Source organism: Streptomyces sp. NPDC048442, from assembly GCF_040651475.1.
Classification (GTDB): Bacteria; Actinomycetota; Actinomycetes; order Streptomycetales; family Streptomycetaceae; genus Streptomyces.
Genome location: NZ_JBEZKB010000038.1, coordinates 55,115 through 71,141, shown reverse-complemented (window position 1 = coordinate 71,141; position 16,027 = coordinate 55,115). Strand labels below are relative to the sequence as shown.

Below are 16,027 nucleotides of genomic sequence, written 5' to 3'. Positions count from 1 at the left end.
CCCGGTGAAGGTCTCCACCCACAATGCCTCGGCCAGCAACACCCCGCGCATACAAGGGAGATGCCCGCACAGAGGGCTTGTGCAACAACTTTTAGTCCGCCCGTCAGCCCCGGCCAGCGCCGCTCCCAGGGCCAACGGCCGCTCCACGGAGTACAGGGCGCTCTTGAGCGTCGCGGTGCGAATCGCGTCTCCCACCGCACGGGACCGTGAAACCTGACCGTGCAGGTCCAGATACTGCCCGGCCACCATCTCGGTCCGCATGGCCCGCCACAGCTCGCGGACCCGCGCCCGCTCCTCCCCGCCGACCTCCGTCGCGTCCCAGGCCTCGGCGACGACATCGTCGGCCCAGCTCAACGCGAGGTCCCCGGCAAGAATGGCGCCGGCCCTCCCGAATGCCTCGTCCGTGCCCTCCGCCCCTGAACTGCTGTGACGCTTGCCCAACGCAACATGCAGGGCGGGCTTGCCCCGGCGCACGGGGGAGCCGTCCATCACGTCGTCGTGCACCAGGGCACACGTCTGGATGAGTTCGAGCCCGGCCGCCACCCGCAGCGCGGTGTCCGTCACCCCGGGCCGAGCACCCCCGTTGCAGGCACGCAGCCCCCACCACAGGAACTGGGACCGCAGCCGCTTCCCTCCGTTCAGCGTGAAGTCGGCCACCCGCTCCGCGACCTCCGCCGCGAACGTCGCGTCGAGCGCCGCTGCCTCCCGCACCCGCTCCCGCAACAACTCCTCAAGAACATCCCGTACGACCCCGGGCACATCTGCGTCGACACGGCGCGCGGCAATGGCGAGTCCAGAGGACGGTGGCCCCCCGCCGTACGACACCCCGTACCGCGCGGGGTCCGCCCATGGCTCGTGCCCCGGCACGGCACGGAACCGCCCACCACCCCAAGGGCCCTCGTTCGTCCGCGTACGGTGCATCGCGCTGCCTTCCCTGGACGCCGGTCGGAATACCTCCTGCCTCTTCCCTCCACGGGGCCCGCCCGGATGCAACGGGCCCGAATATCCCGCCGAGTACTCGGAAAGAACACTCCCCCGGCCCACGCGACCCCGCTCCGAGCCCGAGCGCGAAGACGGTCCGGGGGAGGTCGCGAAGGCAATTCCCCGCGCAGGCAGTGCTGCTTCGAGACGCCGTTCAGCAGGGCGATTCGGTGCGTGGTCAGCTTCGTGCCAGTACGCCGCAACCAGCAGGGCCCGCTCCTCCAGCGGCAGACGTCACGGGCGCGCCCGGCGCACCGCGTCCGCACCTCCGCGGTGCGGTGCGGTGCGGTCACCAACTTCCCGAAGGTACGCGGAATCAGCCCGGTGAACGGGGCTACACATCACGGCTCCGACGCCGTTGTCGCACCACCCACATCAGGAACATCGCCCTGGTCGGCGGCCGTGGAAGGCCGATCTCGGCACCTCGGGCGCGCTCGCGCCAAACCGCCTCCCGGCCGGCCTCGACCTCGTCCAGCAGGTGCTTCCAGGGAGCGAGGTCTTACGGCTCGACATAAGGATGTTGCTCCTGTCCGCGCAGGGCATGCGGGTGGCGAGGATCGCCCAGATGTCGTTCACCGGCGCGGACCGGGTCCGGGGTTGTCAGCCACCACTCCCACACCGGCGGTTTCGACTCGCTGTATCCGGAGTACGCCGGCAGCCGGCCCAGGACGTTCGCCCTGCCCGAGCGCCGCGAGATCAAGAAGTTCGCGAAGTCCCAGCCGGCCCTCGTACTTCCTCGCAGTTCGGCCGCGCGACGGCTGCCGGACAGCTCAGGCCGACGCCACGTTCCGCGTCGCCGCGTCGCCCCTCGGTCCGGTCAACCCGGTTCAGGCGTCGAGGCGATGGACGCTGACCGCGTAGCCGCCGCCGTCGTACGGGGCGGCGTCCCAGGTGGCGAAACGGTCGACCAGCGCGAGGCCCGCCGCGGCGCAGCCGGCGTCGTACTCGGGCAGGGTGGTCGTCGGGGGCACGGGCAGATGGGCGGCGTCCAGCCCGAAGCCCGCGACCAGCAGACCTCCGGGACGCAGGGCCGCGGCCAAGCGACGGATCACCGTGGCCTCCGTCCCGGGAGTGAGCAGCGGCAGGACGTTGCCCGCGGCGACCACGAGGTCGAAGTCCGCGGCGATACCGAGCAGTTCCGGATCGAATTCGGCGAGATCTGCCCGGAACCACGGCAGTTGAGGCGCCTGTGCCCGCGCCACGTCCAGCATCGATTCGTCCAGGTCGACCCCGACACAGTCGTAGCCGAGTTCCGACAGCCGGATCATGACTCGACCGGTGCCGCAGCCGGCGTCGAGCACCGATGCTCCTGCGGGCACGAGGGCCGCGCAGAACGACGCCTCGCCGTGCAGGTCCATCCCACCGCGGCCGAGCGCCTCGAAACGGGCGGCGTACTCGCTCCCGGACGTACCACCGGTCAGTTCCTGCCAACGACTCATGTGATCGACTATAGGCTGCGGCGTCGGCCCGCCCCTGCGTGCGGGGCCGCGGGCGCACTGGTGCGGCCCTGATCCGGAGGCCGGGGATCCGCCGCTCGTCGGGCGTCCCCGTCACGCGCTCGCGCCTCCCGGCCCGGTCGCACCCCGCCTCCCCCTACGGCAGGATCGCGTCCACGTAACCGCCGCCCACCCGCAGCGCGCCGCCCGTCGGCCCCGATGTCAGCGGCGAGGCGAGGGAGCTGACCATGTTCGCGATCTCGCCGGGTCTGATGAGCCGCTGGAGGAGCGACTGCGGCCGGCCCCAGCCGCGCTCGCGCATCCCCGGCAGGATCCGCCGGGTCAGATGGACGGCGGCCAGGACGTTGATCTCGAAGTAGCGCCGCCACTCCTCGTTGGTGATCTCCAGGGCGGGCCGGCGCCGAAGATGCCGAGGTTGTTGCCGAGGACGTCGAGGCGACAGCGACGCCGGCGACCACGTGCTCTTGCGCCAGGGTGCGGTGCGGCAGAAGGACGTTGATCAGTTCCCGGGTACCCGCGGAGTCCCCCGTGAGCCGAGCGGACCGCCGCCCACCAGGCATCATGGACAGGGGTGAACTTCCCGATACATCGTGGGCGGATGACCACCAAAATGTCAGCAGCCGGGACCGCGACCGAGAAGACCGAGGCGCTGGAAAAAGCGTACGCACTCGTCCCGTTGCTGCGCTCCCACGCGCCCCGCTGCGAGACCGAGCGCCGGCTCATCGAGCCCGTCGTGACGGCGCTGGCCGAGGCGGGCATGTTCAAGCTCTGGCTGCCCGCCCGCTTCGGCGGCACACAGGCCGGGGCGCGCACACTCGTCGAGGTGGTGGCCGCGCTCGCCGAGGGCGACGGCTCGGCGGCCTGGCTGACCTCCCACATGGCCGCCGGCACCTGGATGGCAGGACGGTTCCCCGAACCCGTGCGCAGCGAGATCCTGGCACACCCGGGCGTCAGGATCACCGGGGTCCTCGCTCCGAGCGCCCAGGCCCGACCGGTTCCGGACGGGTGGCGAGTCACTGGACGCTGGCCCTACAACTCCGGTGGCTCGCTGTCCACGCACGTCATGCTCGGCTGCCTGCTCACCGACGATGCCGGCCGGACCACCGGCCAGGCGCTGTGCGCGATCCCCGCGGGGGACCTCACGTTCGAGGACACCTGGCACGTGCTGGGCATGCGGGCCACCGCGAGCAGCACCGCGACGGCCACAGACCTGTTCCTTCCCGCGGGCCGAGTGGTTGCCGTGCAGGAGTTGTTCGGGCCGCTCGACCAGGACGCCGGGGCGCCCGTGGCGTCCGTCCTGCTGCTGGCCCTCCTCGCCCCACAGCTCGGAATGGGCCGCGCCGCGCTGGCCCACGTCTCGGCCCACGCATCGGACAAACCCGTCGTCGGCACGTACTACGCCACACAAGCGGAGTCCGTGGCCTTCCAGCTGCAGGTGGCCGAGGCCGCCGTGAAGATCGAAACCGCAGAAGCCCTTGCCCTGCGGGTGGCCGACAGCCTCGATGCGGCGGCCGAGAACGGCAGCACCCCCACCGTCGCGGACCGGGCCCGTGCCCGGGCGCTGGTCAGCCGCGCCATCACGGAAGTCGTGGACGCCGTCACGCTCCTGGCCACCGCACATGGAGCCGGCGGCTTCGCCGACTCCAGCCCCTTCCAGCGGATCTGGCGCGACGTGAACATGGCAGCACGGCACATGAACGCCTCCCCCGCAGTCGCCAACGAGACGTACGGAAAGTCCTTGCTCGGCCGCCCGGAACAGGTCGCCCGCATCGTCTGACGGCACCGGCCAGGGGTCCCGGCCATGGCAGTAGCTGATCTCCAGCCCGTCAGGGTTGGATGCTCAGGAGGCGGACCGTTCGATCTCCCCCGCAAAGACGATGACCTGGTCGATGAGGCTCCGCCGCAAACGGACGACGGCCGTTCCCGCCAGGCGCGGACCTTGGTCCGGCGTCGTGAAGACCCACTGGTACCGGGCCCACTCCTCCGGCATGTCCACCGCCGAGCGACGCACCGAGAGCACGGTGCACCGGGATGGCGCGACGTCGATGACGCGCAGCATCCGGGCCCCGCCGCGGCCCGCCAGCAGGACACCGACCGCCTCGACCACCTGCTGCAGCAGCGGCGTGCGCCGCTGGTAGCGGACGGTCGGGCCCTCCACCTGCTCGGCGAACGTCCGCTTCGGGCAGCCGGCGTTGGGGAAGTCGGAGCGGGACGGTGCGGCGGCGCGCGGTGCCGGGTCGTTGAGTCTGTATGACGACACCACGCTCGGCCTCAGGTGCCGCGCCGCCATGCCGGCCTCCCCGTCATACCGCACGTGTGTCGTCGGCCGGCTTGTCAGGTCTTTCACGGGATGATCGGGGCCGGGTCTCGTGGCGGTCATGACTGATTCCGCTCCAAAAAAGACACCGTCTTCGTCTTCGTGCACGGGGCCTCGCACGGCTCCGGGCGGTGGGCGGCGACACAGCGCGCACCCGGCACCCGGCACCCGGCACCCGGCACCGCAAGCATGGCCGTCGACCTGCCGGGACACGGCTTCGACGCACCACTGCCCAGCGGATACCTCCAGCCGGGCCGGCCGGCCTGCGGGCCGAGAGGCCCGCGCTCGCCAGCGTGCCGATGACGACAGCGCCGCGGCCGTACTGGACACGCTGCGCCAGGCCCGCCGCCATTATTCCGGTCATCGTGACCCCGCAACGCTGGGGGTACGTCCCACGGACCTTCCTGCGCTGCGCCGACGGCCGTGCAGGATCCGCTGATCGCGGGAGCCGACCGGGCCATGCCCGACAACCGTTCACCGTGCGCGCCCTCCCGGGCAGCCACAGCCCGTTCGCCGCCCGGCCCCGTGAACTCGCCGCGGCTCAGCCGCAGGGAAGACGGCCGCCACTCGGTTCCGTACAACCGCAACGGGAACCGGGACGCGCGGGCCCGTACGCCATGGCGGAAGCCGAACTATGTCGCCCGAAGGCGCACCGGAACCGCCGGCCCGTGTCCGCCGACGAGAGTGCGGCCCGGCGGTTCGGCCGGGCCGCACCCGTACTCACAACGTGCGCGACAGACGGTCGGTGAGCAGCCTGGTGAAGCGGGCCGGGTCGGGCAGGTCGCCCCCCTCGGCGAGCAGCGCGCTGCCGTAGACCAGTTCGGCGATCTCCGCCACGGCGGGGTCGTCCGCGTCGGCGTCGTGTGCGGTGCGCAGCGCCGTGATCAGGGGGTGCGCGGGGTTCAGTTCCAGGATCCGCTTCACGGTGGGCAGTTGCTGCCCCATCGCCCGATACATCTTCTCCAGGGTGGGCGTGGCGTCGTGGGCGTCACCGACGATGCAGGCCGCCGAAGTCGTCAGGCGGGACGACAGGCGGACCTCCTTGACCTGCTCGGACAGGATGCGGGCCAGCCACGGCAGCAGGGCGGCGAAGTCCTGCTCGCGCCGGACCTTCTCGGCGTCGGACTCCCCTTCCCCGTCAGCGGACTCGTCAAGGTCGACCTGGCCCTTGGCGATGGACTGGAAACGGTGGCCGTCGAAGGCCGGGACCCGGTCCACCCACACCTCGTCGACGGGGTCGGTGAGGATCAGGACCTCGTACCCCTTCGCGGTGAGGGCCTCCATGTGCGGGGAGTTCTCCACCACGGCGCGCGTCTCACCGGTCAGGTAGTAGATGGCGTCCTGACCGTCCTTCATGCGCTCGACATACTCGCGCAGGGTGGTGGGCTTCTCCGGGTCGTGCGTGGAAGCGGCCGACAACAGCCCCAGCAGGGCCTCGGTGTTGTCCGTGTCCTCCACCAGGCCCTCCTTCAGCGCCCGGCCGTACTGCGTCCACACCTGGGCATAGCGCTCAACGTCCTTGGACTGCATGTCCTTCAGGGCGCCGAGTACCTTCTTCACCAGCCGCCGGCGCATGCCCTGGACCTGCCGGTCCTGCTGGAGGATCTCGCGGGAGACGTTCAGCGACAGGTCGTGGGCGTCCACCACACCCTTGACGAAGCGCAGGTAGTGAGGCATGAGCGCTTCGCAGTCGTCCATGATGAACACCCGCTTGACATACAGCTGCACGCCGCGCTTGGTCTCGCGGGAGAACAGGTCGAAGGGCGCCTGCGAGGGGATGAACAGCAGCGCTTCGTACTCGAAGGTGCCCTCGGCGCGCATGTGGATCGTCTCTGCCGGGGGCTGCCAGTCGTAACTGATCTGCTGGTAGAACTCGTTGTACTCGTCCTCGGTCACCTCGGAGCGCGGCCGCGCCCACAGTGCCTTCATCGAGTTGAGCGTCTCGGTGGCCTCCGTGGCCTCCGTGGTGTTGTCGTCGGCGCCGGTGCGCGCGGTGGCCATGCGGATGGGCCAGCGGATGAAGTCCGAGTACCGCTTGACGATCTGACGGATCTTCGCTTCGGACAGGTAGTCGGCGAGGCCGTCCTCACTGTCGGTCGGCTTGAGGTGCAGGGTGACGGAGGTGCCCACGGGCAGGCCGTCAACGGCCTGGAGGGTGTAGGCGCCCTCGCCGTCGGACTCCCACTGCGTACCCGACTCGGTGCCGACCCGCCGGGTGCGTACGGTGACCTTGTCGGCCACCATGAACGCCGAGTAGAAACCGACGCCGAACTGGCCGATCAGGTTCCCGGCGGTCGGGGCGTCCTGGGACTCCTTGATCTTCTCCAGCAGGTCGGCGGTGCCGGACTTGGCGATCTTGCCGATCAGCTCCACGAGGTCGTCACGGCTCATGCCGACGCCGTTGTCACGGACGGTCAGCGTGCGGGCGTCCTTCTCGGTCTCCAGCGCAATGTGCAGGTCCGTGGTGTTGACCCCGGTCTCGGCGAGAGTGGGGTCGGTCAGCGATTCCAGCCGCAGCTTGTCCAGGGCGTCGGAGGCGTTCGAGATCAGCTCGCGCAGGAAGATGTCCTTGTTGGAGTAGATCGAGTGGATCACCAGGCGGAGCAACTGGCGTGTCTCGGCCTGGAACTCCAGAGTCTCGACGCTGCTGGTCATGGGAGGACCTTTCTCTGCAATGCCTGAAGGCAGGGGTGGGTGTCAATGTTGTACGGGCAGGGCCGGCGATCGGAACGGGTCTGGGTCAGGCGTCGTCGGCCGGCGCCGCCCCGATCCGGTCGCCGAGGGCGTCCAGCCGTCGGGCGAGGTCCGCGCTCCGGGCGCCGAGGTGGGGCCGCATGCCGGCCAGGGGGGCGATGAGTTCGGCGGCGTCGGTGGCGCCGAGGGCGGTGTGCAGGGCGGCCTGCGCCGAGCGGGCCGCGGGCCCGAGGCGGGTGAGTGCGGTGATTTGCCCGGCGAGGCGGCGCAGGTCGGCGGCGTTGTCGCGGGCCCAGTCGGCCGCTGCGCGTTCCGCGGCCCTGGCCTGCCGGGTGGCCGTCACACGCTGCTCGCCGGTGGTACCGACGGCACCGGGGCGGCCGCGCAGATACCGGCGCTCGGCGGCCTGACGGCTGGCTACGCCCAGCGGACCGGCGAGGTCCGCCCAACTGGCGCCCGCCGTACGGGCCGTCTCGATCAGGCCGGTCTCCCACCCGGCGAGCCGCTCGCGCACCTGTCGCAACAGCAGCAGGGAGGCCAGAGCCTGTTCCGGACCGGGGCCTGCGGTGCCGGCACTCTCGTGCTGGGCGTCGCGCAGCAGGTCGTCGACGGCAGCCAGAGCCGCTGCGGCGGCCAGGAAGGAGGCCGGACTGTGGGCGTCGCCACGGGTCGCGGACGGACGTTCGGCAGCGGACACAAACCCTCCCTCGAAATGTCATTGCACCGATGACATGATGAATGTCATCCAGTGGATGACATTCAGGTCGCCACTCTACAACCCGGCCGACGGAGCGCGTCAGGGGTGCCCCCGAGGTTGCCCGTCAGCCCAGCGCGTACGCCGTGGTGTCCCGCCAGCGCAGGCCGTCCCACGTGATCAGGTCCACCCGCCGCACCCGCGTGCGCACCGGCAGAAAAGGCGCGAGCCGCTCCTCCAGCGCGTCGTAGGCGCCGGGCCAGATGTCCGGGCCTTCGCCCTTCGTGATCGTGAGATGCGGGTCGAGACCCGTGTCACCGAAGACGCCCCAGTACGGGACGGCTTGCGGCCAGCGGGCAGTAAGACGCGCGCGCAGGACGGTGACCGGGACATGCGGCCGAGGGGCCAGCCAGAGCACGCCGGGCCAGCGCCGGAAGGCGTCGAAGGTCAGGTCGAAAGAATCGTACGAACCGATGATCCCGGCGAGCTCACGCCCGGCCTCCCCGGTGAGCAGGCTCTCGTGCAGGAACGGGAAGAGAACCGTCACATGGGCCGGAAAGCCGGCCCGCACCAGGTGGTCGGCCTCGGGAACCTTGATGGTCAGCGCGGTGTCCCCCACCGCCAGCGGCCAGCCGGCGGCACTGCCGTCCTCGCCCTGCTCCCCCGCTGCCCGCGTTGTCTCCGTCGCCATGACATCCATGATCGCTGGTGCGGCGACCGGACAACACCGCCGCACCGGGCGGACGGGCTCGTCACCGAAGGTGCGTCCGGCCTCCTTTCGCGGACCCTCTGGTCCGCAGGGAGACCGCTGCGGACCAGGCGCCCGGTGGTGATGTTGATGGGCGAAGCAGGCACAGCTGACCGGCCGTCACAACCGATGTCCCTGCAGCGGATTGACACCGCCGCGGATGCAATGTACATGTCAAATGCTAGCCTCCTCCTCATCCACAAAGGAGGAACACCGAGTGAAGAAGCTACTGAGTTTCGCGTCCGTACTGGCACTCTTGACCGGAATCTCCACTGCCGCGACAGCGTCCGCCGATGCCGCTACTGACAGGAGTGGGGCAGAACGCCTCAACATCCCGAACAGCAGTCCATGCAGGGCGGGACGCACCGTCATGCAAGGCATGGTCGCGGGGCCGAGCGGCCAGCTCTACATCATATTCACCAAGGCGGGCGGGGAGGAGCCGGTCCTGTCCAGATGGTTGCGCGACGGCTCGGCCTGGGACGGTACCAGCTGGACCTGCGCCGGGGCACCGACCTCCATACCCGCACTCGGCCACGGTAACGACCTCGCCTACCATCCGAACTATCGGGGCCAGGGTCCTGCCCTGATTGCCACCCAAGGAAGTCAATCGGCCTACCCGAGTGCCGATGTGACCATTGTTCACCTGGACTCGTCGGGGTCTGTGGGCGCAAGCGAGGTAGTCCATCTGCCCATCGGCAACATCAGCGGCCTCTGCTACAGCGCGACGGCGGCCGACGGAGTCGGCAAATTCGCTGCCCGCCGCTTGGGCAACCTGTGGACGCATCCCGGCGCCGGTTCACTGACGAGCGGGTGGACACTGGTGAAGAGCAACCTGACGAGTCACGACAATCGTTCAGACCAAGGAATTGACTGCTCCGAGAACTACATCTGGAACACCAAGTCCATCAACAGTTCCACGCCCGATACCGGGTGGAACTGGGTGTACCAGTACAACTGGTCCGGAAATGATGTGGAGAGCGATATCGGTATTCCGGGGAACAACCTGACTGACGAGATCGAAGACGTCACCCACACGGGAAGCGACTTCTTCATCGGCGTCAACCGAAACAACGGGAGCCCCGACTCCGTGAAGGTCTTCATCGAGTGAAGTCCCTCCCTGTGCACAGCTGAGGACGCGGCACCGTCCAGCGATCCGCCCGCACGTCTCTGACGCTGTTGTCGTTCCGAACGTGCGGGCGTCGTCTTCGCTGGTCGGAACCGCCCAAGACGAACAGCGTCGAGGGGACGTTGACCGGCTGAGGGTCGAGCACTTGTCCAAGGAACGAGGAGCTCCGCCGGTGTGGTCATGGTCCTCCAAGACCGGCACCAACCGGACGACGTCGACCGCTTCTGGCAGCCATTCCTTCGCCGCTTCGCCCTGGAGCACACCTTTCGGCACCGCGCCATAATTGCCCGCGGGTTGTCCGCCGCCAAGCGTGTCACTTCAGAGGAAGGTCCTTGAGAATGTCTGTAACCTCGGTATTCGAGGGCGGCGAGCAGCTGCTCGGCGTCGCGGGGAATCACGCCTTCGACAGTGAGAACGTGGTCCTGCAGTAGCTGCCGCAGCAACTCCCGCCCCGCCGCCTGGAGGTGTTCTTCGAGTTCGGCGTGGGTCCAGCCGGCCGTATCCTCGCCCCACCACGTAGGTGCCAGCGATTCGAAGGCATTGGCCGAGCGGACAAACGGGTCAGCACCGGGGTGAGTGTCGTACGGTTCCATCCCTGGGGCTCTTCTCGGGCTGCGGTCCTTTGGTGGATACCTACGACTGCAGAGGGAAGCGCCGCGCCCCAGTGGCGCGTTGGACGAACCAGCCGTGCGGCGGCGGGCCACCGTGCACAGCCCGGGGCCGACCTCGTCCAGCCGGCCCCGCTCGACCAGCCGCTTCAACTTTGCGCGCGTGCCCTCGCTCTTCCCGGTCTGGCCGGCACCCCCATCACCCGACGCTCCGCACCCGCATACGGCGACGGCGCCTGATCCCGGCGGTCACCGCATCCTCCGGCGCCACCGGTGTGCCCTCCGCCGACATCAGCTCAACGCCGGTGACAACGCTGGGACCGGGCCATCAGCACCAAGGTCAACTGCCCCCATGTGTGCCGGTTTCCATCGCCCCGGCGAGCACCGCGGAGCGAGTACCGAAGCTTGTTCCGGCCTGGTGCGAGATCCTTGAAGCGCGAGGTTGAGCGTCAAGCTGAGTGCCGGGCGCTTCACCTCGGGGTGAGGCCAAGCTCCTCCAAGGCGTAGGTCGGGGCGGGGCGGTGGCCGTTACGGAAGATCGTCACGGTAACCTCGTCCGGCCGTTCGGCGCCCAGCGTTTGCAGGGCCGCGACGGACTTCCGGGCCAGCGGGCCGGCGCCGGAGTGGACGACGGGCTCGCCAAGCGTCCACTCGGCGAAGCCCGGGCTGATGACTTCGGGCAGCCAGCCGTCCGCGAGCATGCGCCGGGACTGCTCGCTGCCCGGGTCGTCCGGTGTCGGCAGGTTCTCGACGTCGAGTTCCGCGCCGGACGCGCCGGTGCGGATCGTGCCGTTGATTGCATCACACACCACACCACACCACGACCGGCCGTACCTGGTAGCTGGAACTCCCCTTCGTCAGGCCCTCGTTCCTGCACGCTCTCAGCCAGGTCGCCGCCCGGCGTTAGGCTGTGGACGATCCGGCGGTGGCACAGACCGCGCACCACGTCCCGTGTCGCCGCCCCCGTCGACGAGGAGCGACCACTTTGCCCGAGCAGTCCCCCGGTTCCCGGCCCACCCTGGAAGCCGTCGCGGCGCGTGCGGGGGTTTCCCGGGCCACCGTTTCTCGGGTCGTCAACGGGGGCGACGGAGTCCGCAAGCCGCTGGTGGACAAGGTGCTCCGGGCGGTCGAGGAGCTCGGGTACATCCCCAACCATGCCGCGCGGACGCTGGTGACCCGCCGGACCGGCGCGGTGGCCGTCGTCATCGCGGAGCCCGAGATCAGGTTCTTCTCGGACCCCTTCTTCTCCCAGCAGATCCGGGGGATCAGCAAGGAGCTCACCGCCCACGACACCCAGTTGGTTTTGCTGCTGGTGGAGGGGCCAGGGGACTTCGGCCGGATCGCACGGTATCTGTCCGGCGGGCATGTGGACGGGGCGCTGGCGTTCTCACTGCACACCGACGATCCGTTGCCCGCGATCACCCGGCGGGCCGGGATTCCGACCGTCTACGGGGGGCGACCCAGTCGCACCGCCGACATCGGCGACCAAGCCGTTCCGTATGTGGACGCGGACAACCGGGGTGGCGCGCGGTTGGCCGTGCGGTATCTGAAGGACCTGGGGCGGGAGCGGATCGCGCACATCTGCGGGCCGCAGGACCAGACGTCGGCGATGGACCGGCTGGACGGATACCGGGACGCCCTGGTGGACGTGGACCCGACGTTGGTCGCCGAGGGGGCGTTCACCGTGGAGAGCGGGGCGCGGGCGATGGCGGAACTGCTGGCGCGGCGGCCCGACCTGGATGCGGTGTTCGCCGGGAACGATCTGATGGCATCGGGCGCGCTGCGGGTCCTGCGCGAGCGCGGGATCTCCGTGCCGGAGCAGGTGGCGCTGGTGGGGTTCGACGACATGGAATCGGTGGCCGAGGCGACCGCTCCGCCGCTGACCACGGTGAACCAGGAGATCGAGGAACAGGGACGGCTGATGGCCCGGCTGCTGCTGCGCGGGCTGGACCGGGACCGTACGGGAAGCGGCAAGGTCCCCGCATCGGTGATCACCCCGACCACACTGGTACGGCGGGCCTCGGCCTGAGAGCCGGGGACACGTCCGCCCTGTCCACGGAGGTGCGGCAGGTCTCCACCCCGAGGCCCGGGGACACGTCCGCCCTGCCCACAGGGGTGCGGCGGGTCCCCACCCCGAGGCTCGGGGGCATCTCCGCCCTGTCCACCAAAGTGCGGCAGGTCTCCACCCCGAGGAGTCGGAGACCCGCCGCACCGATCGTGCCCGTACGGGTACCGGTGAGGCCTACCGCTCACACGTACGGGATCTTCAGAACCGCCGCGTCCGTGCCGGTCTGCACCTGGGACGTGCCGGTGCCGAGCGCGTTCCAGATCTCCAGCCGGACCGTGCCTCCCCTGAGGTCGCCCAGGCTTCCGGTGACCGCCCGGACGCCGGCCGCCTGGGGGTACTCCTCCCAGCCCGCGACCGGGTCGGTCGCGAAGTAGCGGAAGGTCTCGGCCCGGTCGAACGAGCCGTCACCGGTCAGGTCGTAACTGACCCGGACCTGCGGGGCGAGCCCGACCTTCGTGCCCGCGTCGACCCGGAGCCGGAACGCGGTGGCGGCCCCGGCGGCGAGCTTGCCGGTGACCTTCTTGATCTCGTAGACCGTCGGGCGGTACGGGGTGCCGTCGTGGTTCACGCCGTCGGCCGACGCCAGGGTGTCCGCGCCCGCCGGGTCGGTGGTGGAGGTGGTGAGGGCGCCGCCGGTCCTGAGGCGGAAGGTGTTGCCGGTGGACGGGCCCGGATCGCCCGGGCCCGGGTCGGGGTCGCCGCCGTCGGCGCCCGTGCCGGTGGCCGTCGAACGGGCAGGTACGGACAGGGTCTTGCCGTCGGAGAAGGTCACCGTACGAGCCGTGGAGCCGTGGTTGTGGGCGGTGTAGGTGCGGGTGCCGTTCTTGGTGAAGACGGCGGAGGTGGGCAGGTCGCCGCTCACCGTCATGTCCGGTGCGCCGAGCGCGTCGAGCGTGGTGATCCAATGGTACGTGTGTGCCTTGGACTCACCCTGCTCCGGGGCGTAATTCCCGTTCGTCGCATCCCACTTGGCTTTCGCCGCCGCCGGGTCGGCCAGTGACTCGAACTCCCAGAGCAGGTCGCGCCACTCCTGGGCCGGCCCGCCGTTCTCGCGCTCCATCTCGGCGATGTTGCGCTTGACGGCGGCCTTTTCGCGGGCCAGATGGAGTGAACCACCCGTCACCGGAAGGACGTTGATGCCGTGGATCTCCTCCGGGTTGGCCGTCCACCAGGTGGCGTACGCGCCCCCACTGCCCCAGACCATGCCGAGGGTGTCGTGGCCGAAGGAAGCGGGGAAGACCTGCTGCGAGGCGTCGAACCAGTACTGGGTGATCGCCTCCGACTCCGTCGTCAGCAGGAAGCTGCCGAGGTCGCGCAGGGAGGTGTCGCCCGTCGCCGCGCCCCACAGCACGAGACCGGCGCTGAGGTTGATGGACTCCGACGAGGACTCCTGGTTGTTGCCTGCGGCGAAGCCCTGGTGACCGGAGGCCCAGCTGTGGCCCGCGTACACGTCGAAGCCGCGCAGGAAGGGGTAGGCGGAGTCGGTGCGGCTGGGGTTGGCGGTGTCGCGGACCAGGTGATCGACCATCGTGCCCCAGGCCGAGTCGGCGGCCCAGGCCTGATCGTACTGGGCGACGATCGCCGCCGCGTAGACGTAGTAGCTGTAGTGGAAGTGGTGATCATTGAGTTCGGTGTCGCTGCCGTACGAGGCCGGGTAGCCGATGAGGGTCTTCCAGTCCTTGTCGTAGCTCAACTCACTGGCCCCGCCCGCCGTGAACCACTCCTGGAGCCGGCCCTTCAGCAGGCCGAGGAGCTTGTCCCGCGTGGCTCTTTCGCCGATCTGGTCGGCGACGGGCACCAGTTGGGCGAGGCGGCCGAGCGCCTTCCCTGTCCAGTAGGTGTCACTGGCCCCCGAGAACGGGTCGGGGGCATCTGCGACCTCGTTGAGGTAGCCGGCCAGCCGGGCCTTGTCGACGCCGCCGGCGGCGGGCAGGGCGGGCACCACGCCGTTGTTCCGCTGGCTGGTGGTGAAGGAGGCGGACTCGCGCACCTTCATCGTGCCGCGCGGTGATACGTACGTGTACGGGGTCAGCGGGTCGCTCGTGTGCAGCCACTGGTGGCGGTAGAGGGCCTGGAGCGTGCCGCGCTCGGTGCCCTCCTTGGCCTCCGTGGTCAGACGGTAGGTCGCCTTCACCGTTCCGCCGGTGGACTGCCACTCCACCTGGGAGCCGGTGACGAAGCTGAAGGCGTAGCTGCGGTAGGTCGCGAGCGCGTCCGTCGAGGGCAGGACGGCGAGCGAGAAGTAGTCCTTGGAGCCGAGCCCGGCGGTGATCGTGGAGCCGGAGATGTTCCAGTCGCTGCCGGTCGGGGCGAACAGCGCGTAGTGGTGACCGGCGACCGTGATGCCGACGACGTTGCCGTCGTCCGCGAACACGGTGGGGGCGAAGGCGGTCGTGACGCGGGCGTCGCCGCCGGAGCCCTTGGCGTACACGAAGGGCATGCCGTGGCCGATGGTGGCCCGGAAGGTGCGGGAGCCGTCCGCCCAGTAGGGGGTGACCGTCCAGTCGGACCAGGAGTCGGCCTTGGTGTCCGGGGAGTTCAGACCGCTGAGTCCGACGGTAAGGTCGGCCTTGTGGGCGTACTCGTACTGGCGGCCGTCCCCGACGATCGCGGGGCTGGTGGGGTAGCCGACCTCCAGTCCGGAGGCCTTGGCCTGGTAGGTGAGGGGGTGGCCGTACATGGGTGTGGAGTACGGGTTGTCGCCGTAGCGCTGATAGACGAGCGAGGACCACCAGTCGTTGGTCGGGACCGGCTTGTTCTTCGCGGCCTCGGTGAGCTTGGGGGTGACGGGGGCGCCGGTGTTCGTGGTCGGGCCCGAAGTCCCGGCGGGGCGGGAGTCGGTGTAGCTGCCGGCACCGGCGGGGAGGGTGGCGGCGGCTGCGGGGGCGGCTGCGGGACCCAGGCCCACGGCGGCCACAGCGATCGTCAGGAGCGTCGCCGCTGCGGATCTGGAGAGAGAGGCTTGCACGGGCAGCACCTCGATGGTGGGGGGTGAAGAGCGCTTTCGAGAGCGCTCTCAAGCACCAAGGAACGTAAAACTCCTGAATCGTGAGTGTCAAGAGAACGCACAGGGAGGGCAGTTGGGTGGCACGTCAAGCTGTTGTGCGTTCGAGTCTTGACGGGGAGGGGAGGGCGGGGACGCTCCGGCACAGGCGACGAGAGCGCTCTCACCGCGCTCCGGCGTGCCACAGCCCGCCCGGCAGCCATGACGGCCGGCCGGGCTCCGAGCGCGGCGCAGAGCGGCGAAACGACGGCAGGGGCGGCGAGCGACCCTGTGAAGGGGAGGCAACAGCGGCGACCGCCCTGTGGGGCGACCGCGCTCGACCGGGCTGCT

At 70.0% G+C, this 16,027-nt stretch carries 11 protein-coding genes and 4 pseudogenes; 5 read left to right on the top strand and 10 right to left on the bottom strand.

Annotation, left to right across the window (positions count from 1 at the left end; translation table 11 throughout):
* On the bottom strand, window positions 1-759 hold a 759-nt coding region (locus AB0D18_RS37095), incomplete at its 3' end, for a polyprenyl synthetase family protein (RefSeq protein ID WP_362429229.1).
* A 556-nt stretch (window positions 760-1,315) separates the two neighbouring features.
* A pseudogene (locus tag AB0D18_RS37090) lies at window positions 1,316-1,468 on the bottom strand (hypothetical protein); the annotation flags it as partial.
* A gap of 30 nt (window positions 1,469-1,498) precedes the next feature.
* On the opposite strand from AB0D18_RS37090, the pseudogene AB0D18_RS37085 reads away from it, so the two are divergent.
* A pseudogene (locus AB0D18_RS37085) lies at window positions 1,499-1,706 on the top strand (IS630 family transposase); the annotation flags it as partial.
* Between the two features lie 102 nt (window positions 1,707-1,808).
* On the opposite strand, the gene AB0D18_RS37080 reads toward AB0D18_RS37085, so the two are convergent.
* Both AB0D18_RS37080 and AB0D18_RS37075 read right to left on the bottom strand, forming a co-directional pair.
* Window positions 1,809-2,420, bottom strand: a complete 612-nt coding sequence (locus AB0D18_RS37080) for a class I SAM-dependent methyltransferase (protein WP_362429226.1) — start codon at window positions 2,418-2,420, stop codon at window positions 1,809-1,811.
* 154 nt (window positions 2,421-2,574) lie between these two features.
* Window positions 2,575-2,873: pseudogene (locus AB0D18_RS37075) on the bottom strand (SDR family NAD(P)-dependent oxidoreductase); the annotation flags it as partial.
* A 163-nt stretch (window positions 2,874-3,036) separates the two neighbouring features.
* Here AB0D18_RS37075 and AB0D18_RS37070 point away from each other — a divergent pair.
* The gene (locus tag AB0D18_RS37070) at window positions 3,037-4,215 is read left to right on the top strand and encodes an acyl-CoA dehydrogenase family protein (protein ID WP_362429223.1); all 1,179 of its coding nucleotides are present in this window, start codon (window positions 3,037-3,039) and stop codon (window positions 4,213-4,215) included.
* Window positions 4,216-4,278: 63 nt separating this feature from the next.
* Here AB0D18_RS37070 and AB0D18_RS37065 read toward each other — a convergent pair whose 3' ends face one another.
* From AB0D18_RS37065 to AB0D18_RS37050, 4 genes are all read right to left on the bottom strand, one after another.
* Window positions 4,279-4,698, bottom strand: a complete 420-nt coding sequence (locus tag AB0D18_RS37065; RefSeq protein WP_362429220.1) for a hypothetical protein — start codon at window positions 4,696-4,698, stop codon at window positions 4,279-4,281.
* 777 nt (window positions 4,699-5,475) lie between these two features.
* A complete protein-coding gene (htpG, locus tag AB0D18_RS37060; protein ID WP_362429217.1) occupies window positions 5,476-7,410 on the bottom strand; it encodes a molecular chaperone HtpG in 1,935 nt (644 codons plus the stop codon).
* A gap of 85 nt (window positions 7,411-7,495) precedes the next feature.
* On the bottom strand, window positions 7,496-8,146 hold the full coding sequence (locus AB0D18_RS37055; protein WP_362429215.1) for a type III effector protein: 651 nt from the start codon (window positions 8,144-8,146) through the stop codon (window positions 7,496-7,498).
* Window positions 8,147-8,270: 124 nt separating this feature from the next.
* The gene (locus AB0D18_RS37050; RefSeq protein ID WP_362429212.1) at window positions 8,271-8,834 is read right to left on the bottom strand and encodes a 2'-5' RNA ligase family protein; all 564 of its coding nucleotides are present in this window, start codon (window positions 8,832-8,834) and stop codon (window positions 8,271-8,273) included.
* A 274-nt stretch (window positions 8,835-9,108) separates the two neighbouring features.
* Here AB0D18_RS37050 and AB0D18_RS37045 point away from each other — a divergent pair, with 274 nt between their 5' ends.
* Window positions 9,109-9,999, top strand: a complete 891-nt coding sequence (locus tag AB0D18_RS37045) for a hypothetical protein (RefSeq protein ID WP_362429209.1) — start codon at window positions 9,109-9,111, stop codon at window positions 9,997-9,999.
* 133 nt (window positions 10,000-10,132) lie between these two features.
* Window positions 10,133-10,287, top strand: a pseudogene (locus AB0D18_RS37040) (transposase); the annotation flags it as partial.
* Window positions 10,288-11,095: 808 nt separating this feature from the next.
* On the opposite strand, the gene AB0D18_RS37035 reads toward AB0D18_RS37040, so the two are convergent.
* On the bottom strand, window positions 11,096-11,434 hold the full coding sequence (locus AB0D18_RS37035) for a hypothetical protein (protein WP_362429207.1): 339 nt from the start codon (window positions 11,432-11,434) through the stop codon (window positions 11,096-11,098).
* Between the two features lie 176 nt (window positions 11,435-11,610).
* Between AB0D18_RS37035 and AB0D18_RS37030 the strand changes: the two genes are divergently transcribed.
* Window positions 11,611-12,654, top strand: a complete 1,044-nt coding sequence (locus AB0D18_RS37030; RefSeq protein WP_362429204.1) for a LacI family DNA-binding transcriptional regulator — start codon at window positions 11,611-11,613, stop codon at window positions 12,652-12,654.
* A gap of 220 nt (window positions 12,655-12,874) precedes the next feature.
* Here AB0D18_RS37030 and AB0D18_RS37025 read toward each other — a convergent pair whose 3' ends face one another.
* Window positions 12,875-15,667, bottom strand: a complete 2,793-nt coding sequence (locus tag AB0D18_RS37025) for a glycosyl hydrolase (RefSeq protein ID WP_362429240.1) — start codon at window positions 15,665-15,667, stop codon at window positions 12,875-12,877.
* Window positions 15,668-16,027 lie beyond the last annotated feature (360 nt).

Bases quoted from the DNA above. Each gene is read 5' to 3' on its own strand.
- AB0D18_RS37080 (WP_362429226.1), bottom strand. From the start codon at position 2,420: ATGAGTCGTTGGCAGGAACTGACCGGTGGTACGTCCGGGAGCGAGTAC.
- AB0D18_RS37070 (WP_362429223.1), top strand. From the start codon at position 3,037: ATGACCACCAAAATGTCAGCAGCCGGGACCGCGACCGAGAAGACCGAG.
- htpG (WP_362429217.1), bottom strand. From the start codon at position 7,410: ATGACCAGCAGCGTCGAGACTCTGGAGTTCCAGGCCGAGACACGCCAG.
- AB0D18_RS37050 (WP_362429212.1), bottom strand. From the start codon at position 8,834: ATGGCGACGGAGACAACGCGGGCAGCGGGGGAGCAGGGCGAGGACGGC.